At 70.3% G+C, this 14,052-nt stretch carries 15 protein-coding genes; 11 read left to right on the top strand and 4 right to left on the bottom strand.

Going from position 1 to position 14,052, the window contains the following annotated elements; all coding sequences use genetic code 11:
- Window positions 1-203: 203 nt before the first annotated feature.
- Together ACSF9G_RS18925 and ACSF9G_RS18920 are read left to right on the top strand one after the other, a co-directional pair.
- On the top strand, window positions 204-1,619 hold the full coding sequence (locus ACSF9G_RS18925; protein ID WP_436643690.1) for a pyridoxal phosphate-dependent decarboxylase family protein: 1,416 nt from the start codon (window positions 204-206) through the stop codon (window positions 1,617-1,619).
- The gene (locus ACSF9G_RS18920) at window positions 1,594-2,262 is read left to right on the top strand and encodes an alpha-ketoglutarate-dependent dioxygenase AlkB family protein (protein ID WP_436643689.1); all 669 of its coding nucleotides are present in this window, start codon (window positions 1,594-1,596) and stop codon (window positions 2,260-2,262) included. The genes ACSF9G_RS18925 and ACSF9G_RS18920 overlap by 26 nt, the downstream gene beginning before the upstream one ends.
- Here the strand turns inward: ACSF9G_RS18920 and ACSF9G_RS18915 are convergent.
- The 3 genes from ACSF9G_RS18915 to hrcA form a co-directional block, all read right to left on the bottom strand.
- Entirely contained in the window at window positions 2,259-2,720 is a 462-nt protein-coding gene (locus tag ACSF9G_RS18915; protein ID WP_436643688.1) for a PRC-barrel domain-containing protein, read from the bottom strand. The genes ACSF9G_RS18920 and ACSF9G_RS18915 overlap by 4 nt on opposite strands.
- Before the next feature lie 210 nt (window positions 2,721-2,930).
- Complete coding sequence (gene grpE / locus ACSF9G_RS18910; protein WP_436643687.1) at window positions 2,931-3,590, bottom strand: nucleotide exchange factor GrpE; 660 nt, start codon at window positions 3,588-3,590, stop codon at window positions 2,931-2,933.
- Between the two features lie 103 nt (window positions 3,591-3,693).
- On the bottom strand, window positions 3,694-4,803 hold the full coding sequence (gene hrcA, locus ACSF9G_RS18905; RefSeq protein WP_436643686.1) for a heat-inducible transcriptional repressor HrcA: 1,110 nt from the start codon (window positions 4,801-4,803) through the stop codon (window positions 3,694-3,696).
- 176 nt (window positions 4,804-4,979) lie between these two features.
- Between hrcA and rph the strand changes: the two genes are divergently transcribed.
- Genes rph through hemW form a run of 3 tightly spaced genes read left to right on the top strand, consistent with a single transcriptional unit; the run spans window position 4,980 to window position 7,569 of the window.
- Window positions 4,980-5,693, top strand: a complete 714-nt coding sequence (rph, locus tag ACSF9G_RS18900; RefSeq protein ID WP_436643684.1) for a ribonuclease PH — start codon at window positions 4,980-4,982, stop codon at window positions 5,691-5,693.
- The gene (rdgB, locus tag ACSF9G_RS18895; protein ID WP_436643682.1) at window positions 5,690-6,394 is read left to right on the top strand and encodes an RdgB/HAM1 family non-canonical purine NTP pyrophosphatase; all 705 of its coding nucleotides are present in this window, start codon (window positions 5,690-5,692) and stop codon (window positions 6,392-6,394) included. Before rph ends, rdgB begins: the two co-directional genes overlap by 4 nt.
- On the top strand, window positions 6,391-7,569 hold the full coding sequence (gene hemW / locus ACSF9G_RS18890) for a radical SAM family heme chaperone HemW (RefSeq protein WP_436643681.1): 1,179 nt from the start codon (window positions 6,391-6,393) through the stop codon (window positions 7,567-7,569). Before rdgB ends, hemW begins: the two co-directional genes overlap by 4 nt.
- Before the next feature lie 7 nt (window positions 7,570-7,576).
- On the opposite strand, the gene ACSF9G_RS18885 is transcribed toward hemW, so the two are convergent.
- Entirely contained in the window at window positions 7,577-8,788 is a 1,212-nt protein-coding gene (locus tag ACSF9G_RS18885) for a penicillin-binding protein activator (RefSeq protein ID WP_436643680.1), read from the bottom strand.
- Between the two features lie 228 nt (window positions 8,789-9,016).
- Between ACSF9G_RS18885 and rsmI the strand changes: the two genes are divergently transcribed.
- The 6 genes from rsmI to ubiV are packed head-to-tail and all read left to right on the top strand — an operon-like array spanning window position 9,017 to window position 14,009.
- Entirely contained in the window at window positions 9,017-10,045 is a 1,029-nt protein-coding gene (gene rsmI / locus ACSF9G_RS18880) for a 16S rRNA (cytidine(1402)-2'-O)-methyltransferase (RefSeq protein WP_436643678.1), read from the top strand.
- A complete protein-coding gene (locus ACSF9G_RS18875; RefSeq protein WP_261615737.1) occupies window positions 10,026-10,400 on the top strand; it encodes a YraN family protein in 375 nt (124 codons plus the stop codon). The genes rsmI and ACSF9G_RS18875 overlap by 20 nt, the downstream gene beginning before the upstream one ends.
- Window positions 10,401-10,410: 10 nt before the next feature.
- Window positions 10,411-11,358 (top strand): glutathione synthase, encoded by a 948-nt coding sequence (gshB, locus tag ACSF9G_RS18870; RefSeq protein ID WP_436643676.1) that lies wholly within the window; start codon window positions 10,411-10,413, stop codon window positions 11,356-11,358.
- Window positions 11,359-11,417: 59 nt separating this feature from the next.
- A complete protein-coding gene (gene ubiT / locus ACSF9G_RS18865; RefSeq protein WP_436643675.1) occupies window positions 11,418-12,023 on the top strand; it encodes a ubiquinone anaerobic biosynthesis accessory factor UbiT in 606 nt (201 codons plus the stop codon).
- On the top strand, window positions 12,016-13,056 hold the full coding sequence (ubiU, locus tag ACSF9G_RS18860; protein WP_436643673.1) for a ubiquinone anaerobic biosynthesis protein UbiU: 1,041 nt from the start codon (window positions 12,016-12,018) through the stop codon (window positions 13,054-13,056). Before ubiT ends, ubiU begins: the two co-directional genes overlap by 8 nt.
- Window positions 13,057-13,058: 2 nt before the next feature.
- Window positions 13,059-14,009: a ubiquinone anaerobic biosynthesis protein UbiV gene (ubiV, locus tag ACSF9G_RS18855; RefSeq protein ID WP_436643671.1), complete on the top strand. Its 951-nt coding sequence runs from the start codon at window positions 13,059-13,061 to the stop codon at window positions 14,007-14,009.
- The last annotated feature ends 43 nt before the right edge of the window (window positions 14,010-14,052 follow it).

Below are 14,052 nucleotides of genomic sequence, written 5' to 3'. Positions count from 1 at the left end.
GATGAACGGGGTCACGGAACGGCCCCCAACGAACAATGGTGTTTGCCCCGCGGGGGACGCGAGGACGTGTTCGGCGCTGATATAAGGAGACGGCCACTGCGCCGCAAGGCGGCAGGCGTATGTTTGAAGCCGGAGCGAACCGGGTTGACGCCGCCGATCGCTTCAACAGGATGGCGGTCGCACGCCCCGCGAACGGAGCCGACATGGACACCGACGAATTCCGCCGCCTCGGTCACGCCCTGATCGATCGCATCGCCGACTACTGGGACGGCATTGAGGAACGCCCGGTCCGCTCCAGGACGAAACCCGGCGATATCGTCGCGGCGCTGCCCGCCGAGGCACCCGAGACGGGCGAGGGATTCGACCGCATTCTCGCCGATTTCGACCACATTCTCGATCCGGGCCTGACGAACTGGGCGCATCCGCGCTTTTTCGCGTATTTCCCGGCAAATATCAGTCCGCCGGCCGTGCTCGGCGAGGTGCTCGCTGCGGGGCTGGGCCAGCAGGCAATGCTGTGGGAGACGTCGCCGGCCGCCAACGAGCTCGAGGCCGTCACCATGGCCTGGCTCGGCAAGGCGATCGGCCTGCCGGAAGCGTTTAAGGGCACGATCCAGGACTCCGCCTCCACGGCGACGCTCTGCGCGCTGCTGGCAGCGCGGGAAAAGGCGCTTCAATGGTCCGGAAACACCGACGGCCTGTCGGACAAGCCGGCGTTGACGGTCTACGCCTCGGCGGAGGCCCATTCCTCCATCGACAAGGCCGCCCGGATCGCCGGCTACGGCGACATCGGCCTGCGCCGCGTCGAGACTGACGCCGGTTTCCGCATGAAGCCGGACGCGCTCGACGAGATGATCACGCTGGACAGGGCGGAGGGCCGTCTGCCCGCCGCGGTCATCGCCTCCATCGGCGCGACCGGCATCGGCGCCGTCGATCCGGTCCGAGATGTCGCGCAAATCGCCGCCCGCCACGGCGTCTATCTGCATGTCGACGCCGCCTGGGCCGGATCGGCCCTGGTCTGCCCGGAGTTCCGCGCCGTCGGCGACGGCATCGAACTGGCCGATTCCCTCGTCTTCAATCCGCACAAGTGGATGGGCGTCAATTTCGACTGCTCGGCCCATTTCGTGAAGGATCCGCAGGTGCTCAGGAAGGCGCTGTCGATCCTGCCGGCCTATCTGGTCTCCGAAGGCAGCGGTGCGGGGCCCGAATACCGCGACTGGACGATTCCGCTCGGCCGCCGCTTCCGGGCGCTGAAGCTGTGGTTCGCGCTGCGCAGCTACGGGCTGGAGGCGATCCGCGACATGATCCGCCGCCATGTCGCCTGGGCCGAGGAGCTGGAAGGGCTGATCGCGGCCGAACCGGGCTTCGCGCTCGCCGCGCCGCGCAGTCTTGCCCTGGTCGCCTTCCGGCTGACGCCCGAGGGGCGCGACGGCGCGGCGCTGGACACGCTGAACGACCGGCTGATCGCGACCGTCAACGAGACGGGCTTCACCTATCTGACCCGGACGCTGGTCGACGGCCGTGTCGCGGTGCGGGTGTCGATCGGCAATCTGCTGACCGAGCGCCGCCATGTATTGCAGGCCTGGGATCACATCCGTGACGTCGCCAAGACGCTCGCTTGAGCAAAAACCGCCCGAGGCGGTCGAGATCGCGCCCGGCTGCCGCTATGTGCCGGATTTTCTCGACCGGTCCGCGCAGCGGGATCTCCTCGCCGCCCTGCGCGACATCGTCGCCGAGGCGCCGTTCTTCACCCCGAGGATGCCGCGCACCGGCAAGCCGTTTTCCGTCGCCATGACCAATTGCGGGCCGCTCGGCTGGGTCGCCGACAGGGACGGCGGCTATCGCTATCAGCCGGCCCATCCCGAGACCGGCCGGCCGTGGCCGCCGATGCCCGGCATGCTGCTGGAGGCCTGGCGATCGCTGTCCGCCTATCCGCACCCGCCCGAGGCGTGCCTCGTCAACTACTACAAGCCGGCGGCGAAGATGGGTCTGCATCGCGACGAGGACGAGGAGGATTTCGCCGCCCCCGTCCTGTCGCTGTCTCTCGGCGACACCGCCGTCTTCCGGGTCGGCGGGACGACGCGCAAGGGGCCGACCCGCTCGGTGAAGCTCGAGTCGGGCGATGCGGTGGTGCTCGGCGGCGACAGCCGGCTCGCCTATCACGGCGTCGACCGCATCCTCGCCGGCTCCTCGACGCTGCTCGACGGCTGGCTGCCGGAGGGCGGCCGCGTCAATCTCACCCTCCGGCGGGTCACGAGACCCTAGCTGCTGGCCGGCCGCGCCTTTCGGATTTCCTCGACCGACATTTCGGCGACCAGCGTGCCGTTCTGTTCGAGGATGATGCGCTCGGCGGGAATCGCCACCTCGCGGGAGAACAGGCCGAAGATGCCGCCGACGCGGGCGCGCACCTCGGTGACCGCGCCGTTGCCGTCGACGATCACGTCGCTGACGGTACCAACCTCGGTGCCGTCGATCGCCGCGATCGGGCTGCCGATCCATTCGATCGTGGCGCCCGAGCCGACCGGCGCTTCGCTCGATGCTTCCGACCGGGCGGTGGCCGCCGCCTCGCCGAGCGTGTTGCGCTCGACCTGCTGCTGGATGGCCTGATTGTGCGCCTGCTGGTTCGACTGCTCGCCCGTCTGGGCGACGGCGCTTGTCGCCGCAAGCGTGATTGCCAGCGTGGTCGCCAGAACGAGAGCTGGCAGGATCCTGGATATGGTCATGACGGTCTCCCCTTGATGTCGCGCGGTTGAACGCGCCCGCCCGCTCAAGGGGTGCCGCCTTTGTGGCCAGATCGCGCCCGTCGCGCCGTGTTACGGCGAATGTGATCGCCGATCACGAAAAGACCCCGGGTTTGGCACCGTCTTGCCCGATTCCGGGGTGTTTCGGGCGTATCCGCGTGCCGCGGCGACTTCGTGACCGGTCCGGGCGGATCAGGCCGTCTTGTCGACCTGCGGCGGGCCGTCCGGTGCGGTTTCGGCGGTTTCCGGCTTCGCCGCCGTCTTCGGGCCGCCCTTGGATACGCCGACCATCGCCGGCCGCAGGCAGCGTTCGCCGATCTTGTAGCCCGTCTGCACCACCTGCACGACGGTGCCCGACGGCACGCTCTCGTCCGGCACCTCGAACATCGCCTGGTGGAAGTTCGGGTCGAACTTCTCGCCCTGCGGCGCGACCCGGGTGACGCCGTGCTTCTCCAGCGTCTTCAACAGCTCGCGCTCGGTCATCTCGACGCCGTCGAGCAGGCCGATCAGCACGCTGTCGGCGGCCTCGCGGGCTTCCCCGCCGACGGTCTCCAGCGCCCGGCGCATGTTGTCGCCGACGCCGAGCAGGTCGTGGGCGAAGCGCGAAATCGCGTACTGCCCGGCTTCCCTGACCTCGCGCTCGGCGCGCTTGCGCAGGTTCTCCATCTCGGCGACCGTGCGCAACAGCCGGTCGCGCAGGTCGGCGTTCTCGCTCTTCAGCGTCTCGACGGCATCGGTTTCCGGCGCGGCCGCCCCGGCGTCCGGCGTCTCGGCGTCCGGCGCTTCGGTGGCCCGGTTCTCGGCCTCGGTGGCGTTGTTCGCGGCGGCGGTCTGTCTTGTTTCGTCGCTCATATTGTCCTCGGACAAGGCGGAATCTGTGCATTCCGTGAAGGGTCGGCCCCGATATCAGGGCTCGGGGCGGAAAAATCAACCGCTGAAAGGGTCGGGAATGTCGCTAGTCGAGCAGCCGGCTGACGAGCTGGGCGGTGTAGTCGACCACCGGCACGATGCGTGCGTAGTTGATCCGGGTCGGGCCGATGACGCCGAGCACGCCGACGATCTTGTCGTTGGCGTCGCGGTAGGGCGCCGCCACCACCGAGGAGCCGGACAGCGAGAACAACTTGTTTTCCGAGCCGATGAAGATACGCACCCCGTCGGCCCGCTCGGCATGGCCCAGCAGCTCGATGATATCGTTCTTCTTCTCCAGGTCGTCGAACAGCACGCGGATGCGTTCGAGGTCCTCGAGCGCGTGCAGGTCTTCGAGCAGATTGGCCTGGCCGCGGACGATCAACGTGCGCGGCCTGTCGTCGGCCACCCCCGACCAGGTGGCGAGCCCGGCCTCGACCACGCGCGCGCTCAGGGTGTCGAGCTCGGCTTCCAGCGCCGAGCGCGTGCGGGCGATCTCGTCGCGCACCTCCGCCAGCGTGCGGCCCTGCAGGCGGGCGTTCAGGTAGTTGCCGGCCTCCACCAGCGCCGACGGCGGGATGTCCTCGTCGATCTCGACGACGCGGTTTTCCACCGATCCGTCGTCGCCGACCAGGATGATCAGCACCCGTCGCGGCTCCAGCCGCACGAATTCGATGTGGCGGATGCGCATGTCGGTCTTGCTGGTGAGCACCAGCCCGGCGCCACGCGACAGGCCCGACAGCAGGCTCGAGGCCTGGTCGAGCACGCCTTCCATCGAGCGCTGCTGCGGCTGCGGCCCGAACCGCGCCTCGATCGACTGGCGTTCGTCCGGCGACAGGTCGCCCACCTCGAGCAGCGCGTCGACGAAGAAGCGCAGGCCCAGTTCCGTCGGCAGCCGGCCCGCGCTGGTATGCGGCGCGTAGATCAGGCCGAGCACCTCGAGGTCGCTCATCACGTTGCGCACCGACGCCGGCGACAGCGACAGCGACAGCTGCAGCGCGCGCGCGATGTTGCGCGAGCCGACCGGCTCGCCGGTCTCCAGATACGCTTCGACGATGCGGCGGAAGATCTCGCGCGAGCGTGCGTTGAGCTCGGCGAGCCCCGATTTGCTGAGCCCCGTTTCCGGGGCGCTTGTGCCGCTTGGGCGAACTTCGTTCATGATGGTTCATTATGTGCGGTCCGCAGGGACGACCGTCAAGGCGGGCGTGCATGCCCGGATGCAATGGTGATCACGGCGGTGAACAGGGTGGCGAACGGGCGGCGAAGCGGTTAGAAAGCCGGCGATCCGGGCCGCTTTGTCGCCGCCCGGTCGATGTTCCCCCACTGGAGAGATGAATGCGACCGTCCAAACGCGCCCCCGACGAACTGCGTCCCGTCCGAATCGAGCGCGGGGTGTCGCGCCACGCCGAGGGCTCGTGCCTCGTGCGATTCGGCGATACCGAGGTCCTGTGCATGGCGAGCCTCGAGGACAAGGTACCCGGCTGGCTGCGCGGGGCGGGGCGCGGCTGGGTGACGGCGGAATACGGCATGCTGCCGCGCGCCACCGGCGAGCGCATGCGCCGCGAGGCCGCGTCCGGCAGGCAGGGCGGTCGTACCCTCGAGATCCAGCGCCTGATCGGCCGCTCGCTGCGTGCCGTCACCGATCTCGTCAAGCTCGGCGAGCGCCAGATCACCGTCGACTGCGACGTATTGCAGGCCGACGGCGGCACCCGCACCGCCGCGATCACCGGCGGCTGGGTGGCGCTGCACGAATGCGTCCGCTGGATGCAGGCGCGCGACATGGTGTCTGAGTCCCCGCTGGTCGATCACGTCGCCGCCGTTTCCTGCGGCATCTATGCCGGCACTCCGGTGCTCGACCTCGATTACCCCGAGGATTCGGAGGCCGGCACCGACGCCAATTTCGTCATCACCGGCTCGGGCAACCTCGTCGAGGTGCAGGCGAGCGCCGAGGGCGCGCCGTTCAGCGAGGACGAGCTGCTGCGCCTGCTGACGCTGGCCCGCGGCGGCGTTTCCCGCCTGGTCGACCTGCAGAAGATGGCGATCGCATGAGCGATCGCGCGCCCCTCGACCCCCGGCGCCCCGAACGCCGGCGTCTCGAACCCCGGCGTCTCGAGCCGGGCCGGCTCGTGGTCGCGACCCACAATGCCGGCAAGCTCAGGGAGATCCGCGAGCTGCTGGCGCCCTTAGGCTTCGATACCGTGTCGGCGAGCGAGCTGACCCTGCCCGAGCCGGAGGAGACCGGGGCTACCTTCGAGGACAACGCGATCCTCAAGGCCCGCGCCGCCGCGGAGGCCTCGGGCCTGCCGGCCCTCGCCGATGATTCCGGCCTCGCCGTCGACGCGCTCGACGGCGCGCCGGGCATCCATTCGGCCCGCTGGGCGGGCGCCGACCGCGATTTCGCCCGCGCCATGCGCAATGTCGAGGAGGAGCTGCAGAAGAAGGGCGCGACCGGCCCCGACGCACGGACCGCCCGCTTCGTCGCCGCGCTGGCGATCGCCTGGCCGGACGGCCATATCGAAACGGTGCGCGGCGAGGTCGAGGGCACGCTGGTGTGGCCGCCGCGCGGGACACAGGGGTTCGGCTATGATCCGATGTTCCTGCCCGACGGTTTCGACCGAACCTTCGGCGAGATGAGCGCGCAGGAAAAGCACGGCGGCAAGGCGGACGATCCCGACAACCCGCCGCTGTCGCATCGCGCCCGCGCCTTCGCCACGCTGGTCGAGGCGCATATCGATACGGACAACGGATGATCGAACCGGGCCGCGCATTCGGGATGCTGGGGGACGAGGGGCGCTTCGGCGTCTATGTCCACTGGCCGTTCTGCGCGGCCAAGTGCCCCTATTGCGACTTCAATTCCCATGTCCGCCGGGGCATCGATCAGAAGCCCTATGCCCGGGCGCTCGCCACCGAGATCGCCCACATGGCGACGTTGGCGCCCGGGCGCACCGTCGGCTCGATCTTCTTCGGCGGCGGCACGCCGTCGCTGATGGAGCCGCAGACCGTCTCGGCGGTGCTCGAGGCGATCGCGGCGCGCTGGCCGGTGGCCGATGACGTCGAGGTCACGCTGGAGGCCAACCCGACGAGCGTCGAGGCCGGCCGCTTCCGCGCCTATCGCGAGGCCGGCGTCAATCGGGTCTCGCTCGGCGTCCAGGCGCTCAGGGACGACGTCCTGAAGTTCCTCGGCCGCCTGCACGACCGCGCCGAGGCGCTGGCCGCGCTGAAGGTCGCCCGCTCGACCTTCGAGCGCGTCTCCTTCGACATGATCTATGCCCGTCCCGGCCAGGCCGAGGCGGAATGGCGGGAGGAGCTGGACGAGGCCTGCAGCTTCGCCGGCGAGCACCTGTCGCTCTACCAGCTCACCATCGAGCCGGAGACGCCGTTCGCCGCCCTGCACGCCCGGGGCCGGCTGGTCGTGCCCGAGGACGATGCCGCCCGCGGCCTCTACGACGTGACTTTGGAGACGACCGCGGCGCGCGGCCTGCCGGCCTACGAGATTTCCAACCACGCCCGTCCCGGCGCCGAGTGCCGGCACAATCTGGTCTACTGGCGCGGTGGCGAATGGGCCGGCGTCGGCCCCGGCGCGCACGGCCGGCTCAATCTCGACATGGGCCGCAGCGCGGTGTCGACGATCCGGTCGCCGGAGGCCTGGCGCGCCGCCGTCGAGGCGCACGGTCACGGCATCGAGGACAGGACCCCGCTCACCCCCGCCGAGGTGGCCGACGAATTCCTCGTCATGGGGCTGCGGCTGATCGACGGCGTCGACGCCGATCGCTACCGGGCACTTGCCGGCAAGCCGTTCAATCCGGGCCGCATCGCCGATCTCGTCGGTTACGGCCTGCTCGAGGAGCTGCCCGGCCATCGCCTGCGGGCCACGCCCGCGGGCTTCGCCGTTCTCAACGCCGTGGTCGCGAACCTGGCGGCTTAGCCGGGGTCTACCCGCCGGCGCCGAACGCGGCCGGCGCCGGCTGGCGGATGGTGGCCGAGCCGTTCTGGACCTCCAGGATCGCCAGGCCGCGCTGGCTGGTGCCGTTGGCGCGGAAGCGGAAGATGCCGTCGACGCCGGAGAAGCCGTCCGGATTGGTCAGCGTCTGGTCGTTGAAGCCCGCGGTGCCGCCGATCCGCGCCAGCGCCGCGGCCAGCGTCACCGCGTCGTAGGCGAGCGTGGCGTTGCGCGGCGGCACGACGCCGTAGCGCCCGCGGTACTTGGCCACGAAGGCCTGCCAGCCGGCCGGGTCGGGCCCCGGGAACCAGCCGCCATTGAGGCCGGCCAGGCGCCAGACGGTCTCGTCGTTCCACTGTCCCGAGCCGAGCAGCTGCACCCGCCGCGACGAGATCTGCGCATTGGCGAGCTCCGCCGTCAGCGTCGGCAAGACCGCGTGGCCTTCCGGGATCAGCAGCGCGTCGGCCTGCGGATTGGTGCCGCCGACGACACCGCCGAGCTGCGCGACCGAGGCCTTCAGCGCGTCGGCGCCGGTGTCGTAGCGCACGACGGCGGCGACGCGGCCACCATTCGCCGAAGCCGACCGCTGCAGGGCGGCCTCGACGACCGAGCCATAGGCTCCCTGCGGCAGAAGCGCGGCGAAGGAGCGTTTGCCCTGCCGCGCGGCGTAGGACACGACCCGGTCGACGTCGGTCTCCGGCAGGAAGCTCAGGAGATAGACGCCCTGCGAGGCGACATTGGCATCCGAGGAGAAGGCGAGCACCGGAATGCGCGCCGCCTTGGTGATCGGCGCGACCGCGCTCACCTCGGCCGCGAACAGCGGGCCGACGACGAGGCTGACGCCGCCGGCCACCGCCGTCTGGGCGGCGCTGCGCGCGCCCTCCGGCGTGCCGCGCGTGTCGAGCGGCACGAGCTGGATGTCGGCGGAGGGGATCTCGGACAGCGCCAGCTCGGCGGCGTTTTGCATCGCCTTGGCGGTTGTCCCGGCATTGCCGGTCGCCGATAGCGGCAACAGCAGCGCCACCTTGATCGAGCCGCTGCCGATCGCATCGCCTGTCGGCTGCATGGTCGGGCCGAGCCCCGGTCCGACACCCTGTCCGCACCCGGTGAGCACGGCAAGGCTGGCGGCGACCGCCAGGCCGCCGAAGGCTCGCCGCGAGATGGCGCCGCCGCGAGCGGCGCTCCCTTTGAAGAACGCAAACACTGTACGCAAAAATCCCCTGCGTGAAATCCCCGCGGTCACGTTGTCCGCCGTTGGTCGCGGGCGTGACGTTCGTCCGGTGACAATGGTAGTGGCGAAGGGCTTGGAATCAAACCCTTGTTGTGGGAATGCGACGCCGTGTACCGCACATGCTAGGTTCGCCGGCGGTGCGGGATCTGGGCGCGGCATCTGGGCGCGGGGTCGGGGCGCGAGACGGAGCGGGTCGGGAGAATGCGGGATCGGAAGCAGGACAGCGCCGCCGGGCGCCGGGCTCCGGAGCCGGAGTCGGTGCTGGCGGCGATTGCCAACGTGCCCTCCGATCCGCCGGGCCTCTATGTGGTGGCGACGCCGATCGGCAACCTCGCCGACATCACCCTGCGCGCGCTCCGCATCCTCGCCCGCGCCGACGTCGTCGCCTGCGAGGACACCCGCGTCACCCGCAAGCTCATGAGCCGCTACGGCCTGTCAACGCCGCTCCTGTCCTATCACGAGCACAATGCCGAGGCGCGCCGGCCCGAGCTGATGGCCCGTCTCGCCGCCGGCGAGATCGTCGCCCTCGTCACCGACGCCGGCACGCCGCTGGTGTCCGACCCCGGTTCCCGGCTGGTCGAGGCCGCCCGCGCCGGGGGCCACGAGGTCTACGCGGTGCCCGGCGCCTCGGCGGTGCTCGCCGGCCTCGTCGTCGCCGGCCTGCCGGCGGACCGGTTCTGGTTCGAGGGGTTCCTTCCGTCGAAACAGGCGGCGCGGCGCGCCCGCATCGCCGACCTTGCCGGCATCGACGGCACCCTCGTCCTCTACGAGGCGCCGCACCGGGTTGCCGCCGCGCTCGCCGATCTCGCCGAGGGTCTCGGGCCGCGCCCGGCCGCGCTCGCCCGCGAGCTGACCAAGCGCTACGAGACGGTCGTTCGCGGCACACTGGCCGACCTTGCGGCGCAACTCGCCGCGGACGGCGCGCCGAAGGGCGAAATCGTGCTGATCGTCGGCCCGCCCGAGCCGGAAAGCCTTGTGCCGTCGCTGTCGGACGCCGAGATTGACGACCGGCTCGCCGCCCGCGCGGCCGAGATCGGGGTCAAGCGCGCCGCCGCCGAGCTTGCCGCCGAAACCGGCCGCAAACGCGCCGATCTCTATCGCCGGGCTCTCGACCTGGGCGCCGGCGGCCGTGCGCCAGGGAAGGGCACAGATGGGAATGGCCCAGATGGAAAGGACCGGGATGGGAATGGCCCAGATGGGAAGGACCGGGATGGCCAGGACGACGGCTGATCGCCGGCGCTCGGAACGGTTCGGCCGGCTCGCGGAGACCGCGACCGTACTGCTCTATCTTTCGCGCGGCTACCGGCCGCTCGCTCGCCGCCTGCGCACCCCCGTCGGCGAGCTCGATCTCATCGTGCTGCGCGGCAGGACGCTGGTGCCCGTCGAGGTGAAGCTGCGCGCCACCGCCGCCGACGCGGCCTTCGCGATCACGGCGCGAAATCGGCGGCGAATTCTCGATGCCACCCGCTGGTGGCTTGCGCGCCACCCCGATCATGCCCGATACACGGTCCGCTTCGACGTGGTGCTGTGGTCGCCGTGGTCGTGGCCGCGGCGGATCGCCGGCGCGTTCGAGGCGGAAGCGTGAGGGAAGGGTCATGATGTTGAAAGTCGCGGTGCAGATGGATCCGATCGAGACGATCAAGATCCAGGGCGACACCACCTTCGCGCTGATGCTCGAAGGCCAGGCGCGCGGGCACGCCCTGAGCTACTACAATCCCGATACGATGGCGATGCGCGACGGCGCGGTCTCGGCCCTGGTCGCCCCCGTCGAGGTGCGCGACATCGAAGGCGATCACTACGGCCTCGGCGACTACGAGCGGCGCAGCCTGAGCGACTTCGACGCGATCCTGATGCGGCAGGATCCGCCCTTCGACATGCACTACATCTCCGCGACCCATCTGCTCGAGCACATCCACCCGAAGACGCTGGTGGTCAACGATCCGGCCCATGTCCGCAACGCGCCGGAAAAGCTCTTCGTGATGAATTTCCCGGACCTGATGCCGCCGACGCTGGTCACCCGCGACCGCGCCGAGATCGAGGCGTTCCGCGCCGAGTTCGGCGACATCGTGATGAAGCCGCTCTACGGCCACGGCGGCGGCGCGGTGTTCCGCATCACCCGCGAGGACCTGAACTTCGGCTCGCTCTACGACCTGTTTGCCGTCACCTTCCGCGAGCCCTGGGTGGTCCAGCGCTTCCTGCCCGAGGTGAAGGACGGCGACAAGCGCATCCTGCTGATCGACGGCGAGTTCGCCGGCGCGGTCAACCGCGTGCCCGCCGAGAACGACCTGCGCTCCAACATGGTGCGCGGCGGCGCGGCGCGGGCGACCGACCTGAGCGCGCGCGAACGCGAGATCTGCGAGCGCATCGGGCCGGCGCTGAGGGAGCGCGGCTTCCTGCTCGTCGGCATCGATGTGATCGGCGGCAATCTCACCGAGATCAACGTCACCTCGCCGACCGGCGTGCGCGCGGTGAAGAAGCTCGGCGGCCCCGATGCGGCCGCCCTGGTGTGGGACCGCATCGAGGCGATCCGCAAGGGCAAATAGGCGTTTCGGCACGCGCCGGACCGCCCGCTTGACTTCGGTCAAGTGCGCCGGCGGATGCGTTGGCTAGCCTGCCGTCCATGTCGGTTCCGGCGCGCGCCCAGTCCTCGTCCCCGCCTCTGCCCGCTCTTGTCAGGGATATCCCGGCGGTGTTGCTCGCCGCGGTGCCGCTCGCCGTGCTGCAGCCGCTGTTCAACCGGATCGCGGCCCATGTCGCCCGCACCCGCCCGGAGCTGTTCGCCCGTCTCGGCCCCCATACCGGGAAGTACTATCTGATCGATCCGATCGACCTGCCGTTCGTCCTGGTGCTGCGGCCGGACGCGGCGAGCCCCTATCTGAAGGCCCACCGCCGGCACGAGCACCCGCACCACGATGCGGTGATCGCCGGGACCTTCCTCAATCTGCTCGAGATGATCGACGGCGCGCTCGACGGCGATGCGCTGTTCTTCTCCCGCGATCTCAGGATCGGTGGCGATACCGAGGCGGTGGTGGCGCTGCGCAACGCGCTGGACGATTTCGAGGGCAGCGCGCTCGACAGCGTGCTGTCGTCCTTCGGGCTCCTGTCGCGGCCGGCCGCGACGGCCGTCGCCGCCCTGCGCGCGCTTGCCGCCCCGAGCAGGCAAGGCAGCAGCCGAGACCGTCGCCAAGACCGGAGCCGCCATGAGTGACGCCCTCATATCCGAGACCGGCACGACCGACGGCTTCGTCCGCCCCGATCTGGTGTGCCCGGCGGGCACGCCGGCGGCCTTGCGGACCGCCGTCGACGCCGGCGCCGACGCGGTCTACTGCGGTCTGCAGAACGAGACCAACGCCCGCAACTTTCCCGGCCTGAACTTCACCCCGGCGGAGCTGGAATCGGCGGTCGACTACGCCAACGCCCGCGGCGCCAAGGTGCTTCTCGCCGTCAACACCTTCCCGCCCGCCGGGCGCTTTGCGATCTGGCGCGATGCGGTTGATCTCGGTGCCCGCCTCGGCATCGACGCGCTCATCGTCGCCGACATGGGCGTGGCCGACTACGCCGCCCGCACCTATCCCGACCTCCGGCTGCACCTCTCCGTCCAGGCCGGTGCCTCCTCGCCGGAGGCGATCCGGTTCTTCTGCCGGGAGGTCGGCGTCAAGCGGGTGGTGCTGCCGCGCATCCTCACCGTTGCCGAGATCGCCGCGATCCACCACCAGATCCCCTGCGAGATCGAGGCCTTCGTCTTCGGCAATATCGGCATGATGGCAGAGGGCCGCTGCAGCCTCACCAACTACGTCACCGGCGTGTCGACCAACATGGACGGTGTCTGCTCGCCGGCCGCCGACGTGCATTACGAGGAAGACGCCCGGCACACCCTGACGACGCGGCTCGGTCCGTTCGTCATCGATCGCTTCGCCGCCGGCGAAAGCGCCGGCTACCCGACCATCTGCAAGGGGCGCTACCTGTGCGGCGCGCGCGACGGCGCCTACTATGCCTTCGAGGAGCCGGTCAGCCTGAACCTGTCGGCGCTGCTGCCCGATCTGATGCGCGCCGGCGTCACCGCCCTGAAGATCGAGGGCCGGCAGCGCAGCCGCGCCTATGTCAGGTCGGTGGTCGCCGCGTTCCGCCGCGCCGTCGACGACATCATGGCCGGCCGCGACGCGCAGCTCGCCGAGCTGCTGGCCCTGACAGAGGGCCACCGGCAGACCGAAGGGGCATTCGCGGGCAAGACGTGGAGGTAGCGGTGCACGGCGACGAAGCGGAGATCACCCTCGGCCCGGTGCTGTTCAACTGGCGGCCCGAGCAATGGCGCGACTTCTATTTCCGCATCGCCGACGAGGCGCCGGTCGACACCGTCTATGTCGGCGAGGCGATCTGCTCGAAGCGCGCGCCGCTATTCGACCGCTGCCGCGCCGCCGTTCTCGACCGGCTCGACGCCGCCGGCAAGACGGTGGTGCTGTCCACCCTGTCGGAGGTTGTTCTGGCGCTCGACCGCAAGCAGATCGACGCCATGTGCGCGCAGACCCGGTTTCCCGTCGAGGCCAACGATACCGCGGCGCTGTTGTCGCTGGCCGGCCGGGCGCACCGGATCGGCCCGTTCATGAACGTCTACAACGAGGCCACGCTGGCGTTCCTCGCCGGCAAGGGCGCCGACGGCGTCTGCGTCCCCGCGGAGCTGCCCGCAGAGGCGATCCGGGCGATGGGCGAGACCGCCGCCGGCCTCGGCGTGGCGCTGGAGACGCAGGTGTTCGGGCGGATGCCCTTGGCGCTGTCGGCGCGCTGCTATCACGCCCGCGTCTACGACCGCACCCGGGACAGCTGCCTGTTCGTCTGCGAGAAGGATCCCGACGGCCTCGAGCTGAAGACGCTGGAAGGCAGCCCGTTCCTCGCCATCAACGGCATCCAGACCCTGTCGCACGAATATCTCAATCTCGTCGGCGAACTCGCCGACCTGAAGGCGGCGGGCGTGTCGCGGTTCCGCCTGTCGCCGCACAGTTGCGACATGGTCGCCGTCGCCGAAATCTTCCGCGCCGCGCTGGATCGCGACATCGACGTTCCGGAGGCGCTGGCCCGCCTCGGCCGCCTCGATCTACCCGGCCCCTTCTGCAACGGCTTCTATCACCACCGGCCCGGCAATCACTGGCACCGGCCCGGTTCGGCGCCGACCCGCTCTGGCGCCGGCCTGACCCGATAACTCAGACCGCCGGAAAGCCCCCGATCGGGCCGGAATAGCCCGG

This window comes from Microbaculum mangrovi, assembly GCF_051390635.1.
GTDB lineage: Bacteria > Pseudomonadota > Alphaproteobacteria > Rhizobiales > Tepidamorphaceae > Microbaculum.
Note: the sequence above shows the minus strand (reverse complement) of the source record. Positions and strands in the feature narration are given on the sequence as shown.

Excerpts from the sequence above, each read along its gene's own strand:
- ACSF9G_RS18875 (WP_261615737.1), top strand. The coding sequence starts at position 10,026 with ATGGCCAGGACGACGGCTGATCGCCGGCGCTCGGAACGGTTCGGCCGG.
- rph (WP_436643684.1), top strand. The coding sequence starts at position 4,980 with ATGCGACCGTCCAAACGCGCCCCCGACGAACTGCGTCCCGTCCGAATC.
- gshB (WP_436643676.1), top strand. The coding sequence starts at position 10,411 with ATGATGTTGAAAGTCGCGGTGCAGATGGATCCGATCGAGACGATCAAG.
- grpE (WP_436643687.1), bottom strand. The coding sequence starts at position 3,590 with ATGAGCGACGAAACAAGACAGACCGCCGCCGCGAACAACGCCACCGAG.
- rsmI (WP_436643678.1), top strand. The coding sequence starts at position 9,017 with ATGCGGGATCGGAAGCAGGACAGCGCCGCCGGGCGCCGGGCTCCGGAG.
- hemW (WP_436643681.1), top strand. The coding sequence starts at position 6,391 with ATGATCGAACCGGGCCGCGCATTCGGGATGCTGGGGGACGAGGGGCGC.
- rdgB (WP_436643682.1), top strand. The coding sequence starts at position 5,690 with ATGAGCGATCGCGCGCCCCTCGACCCCCGGCGCCCCGAACGCCGGCGT.
- ACSF9G_RS18925 (WP_436643690.1), top strand. The coding sequence starts at position 204 with ATGGACACCGACGAATTCCGCCGCCTCGGTCACGCCCTGATCGATCGC.
- hrcA (WP_436643686.1), bottom strand. The coding sequence starts at position 4,803 with ATGAACGAAGTTCGCCCAAGCGGCACAAGCGCCCCGGAAACGGGGCTC.
- ACSF9G_RS18915 (WP_436643688.1), bottom strand. The coding sequence starts at position 2,720 with ATGACCATATCCAGGATCCTGCCAGCTCTCGTTCTGGCGACCACGCTG.
- ubiU (WP_436643673.1), top strand. The coding sequence starts at position 12,016 with ATGAGTGACGCCCTCATATCCGAGACCGGCACGACCGACGGCTTCGTC.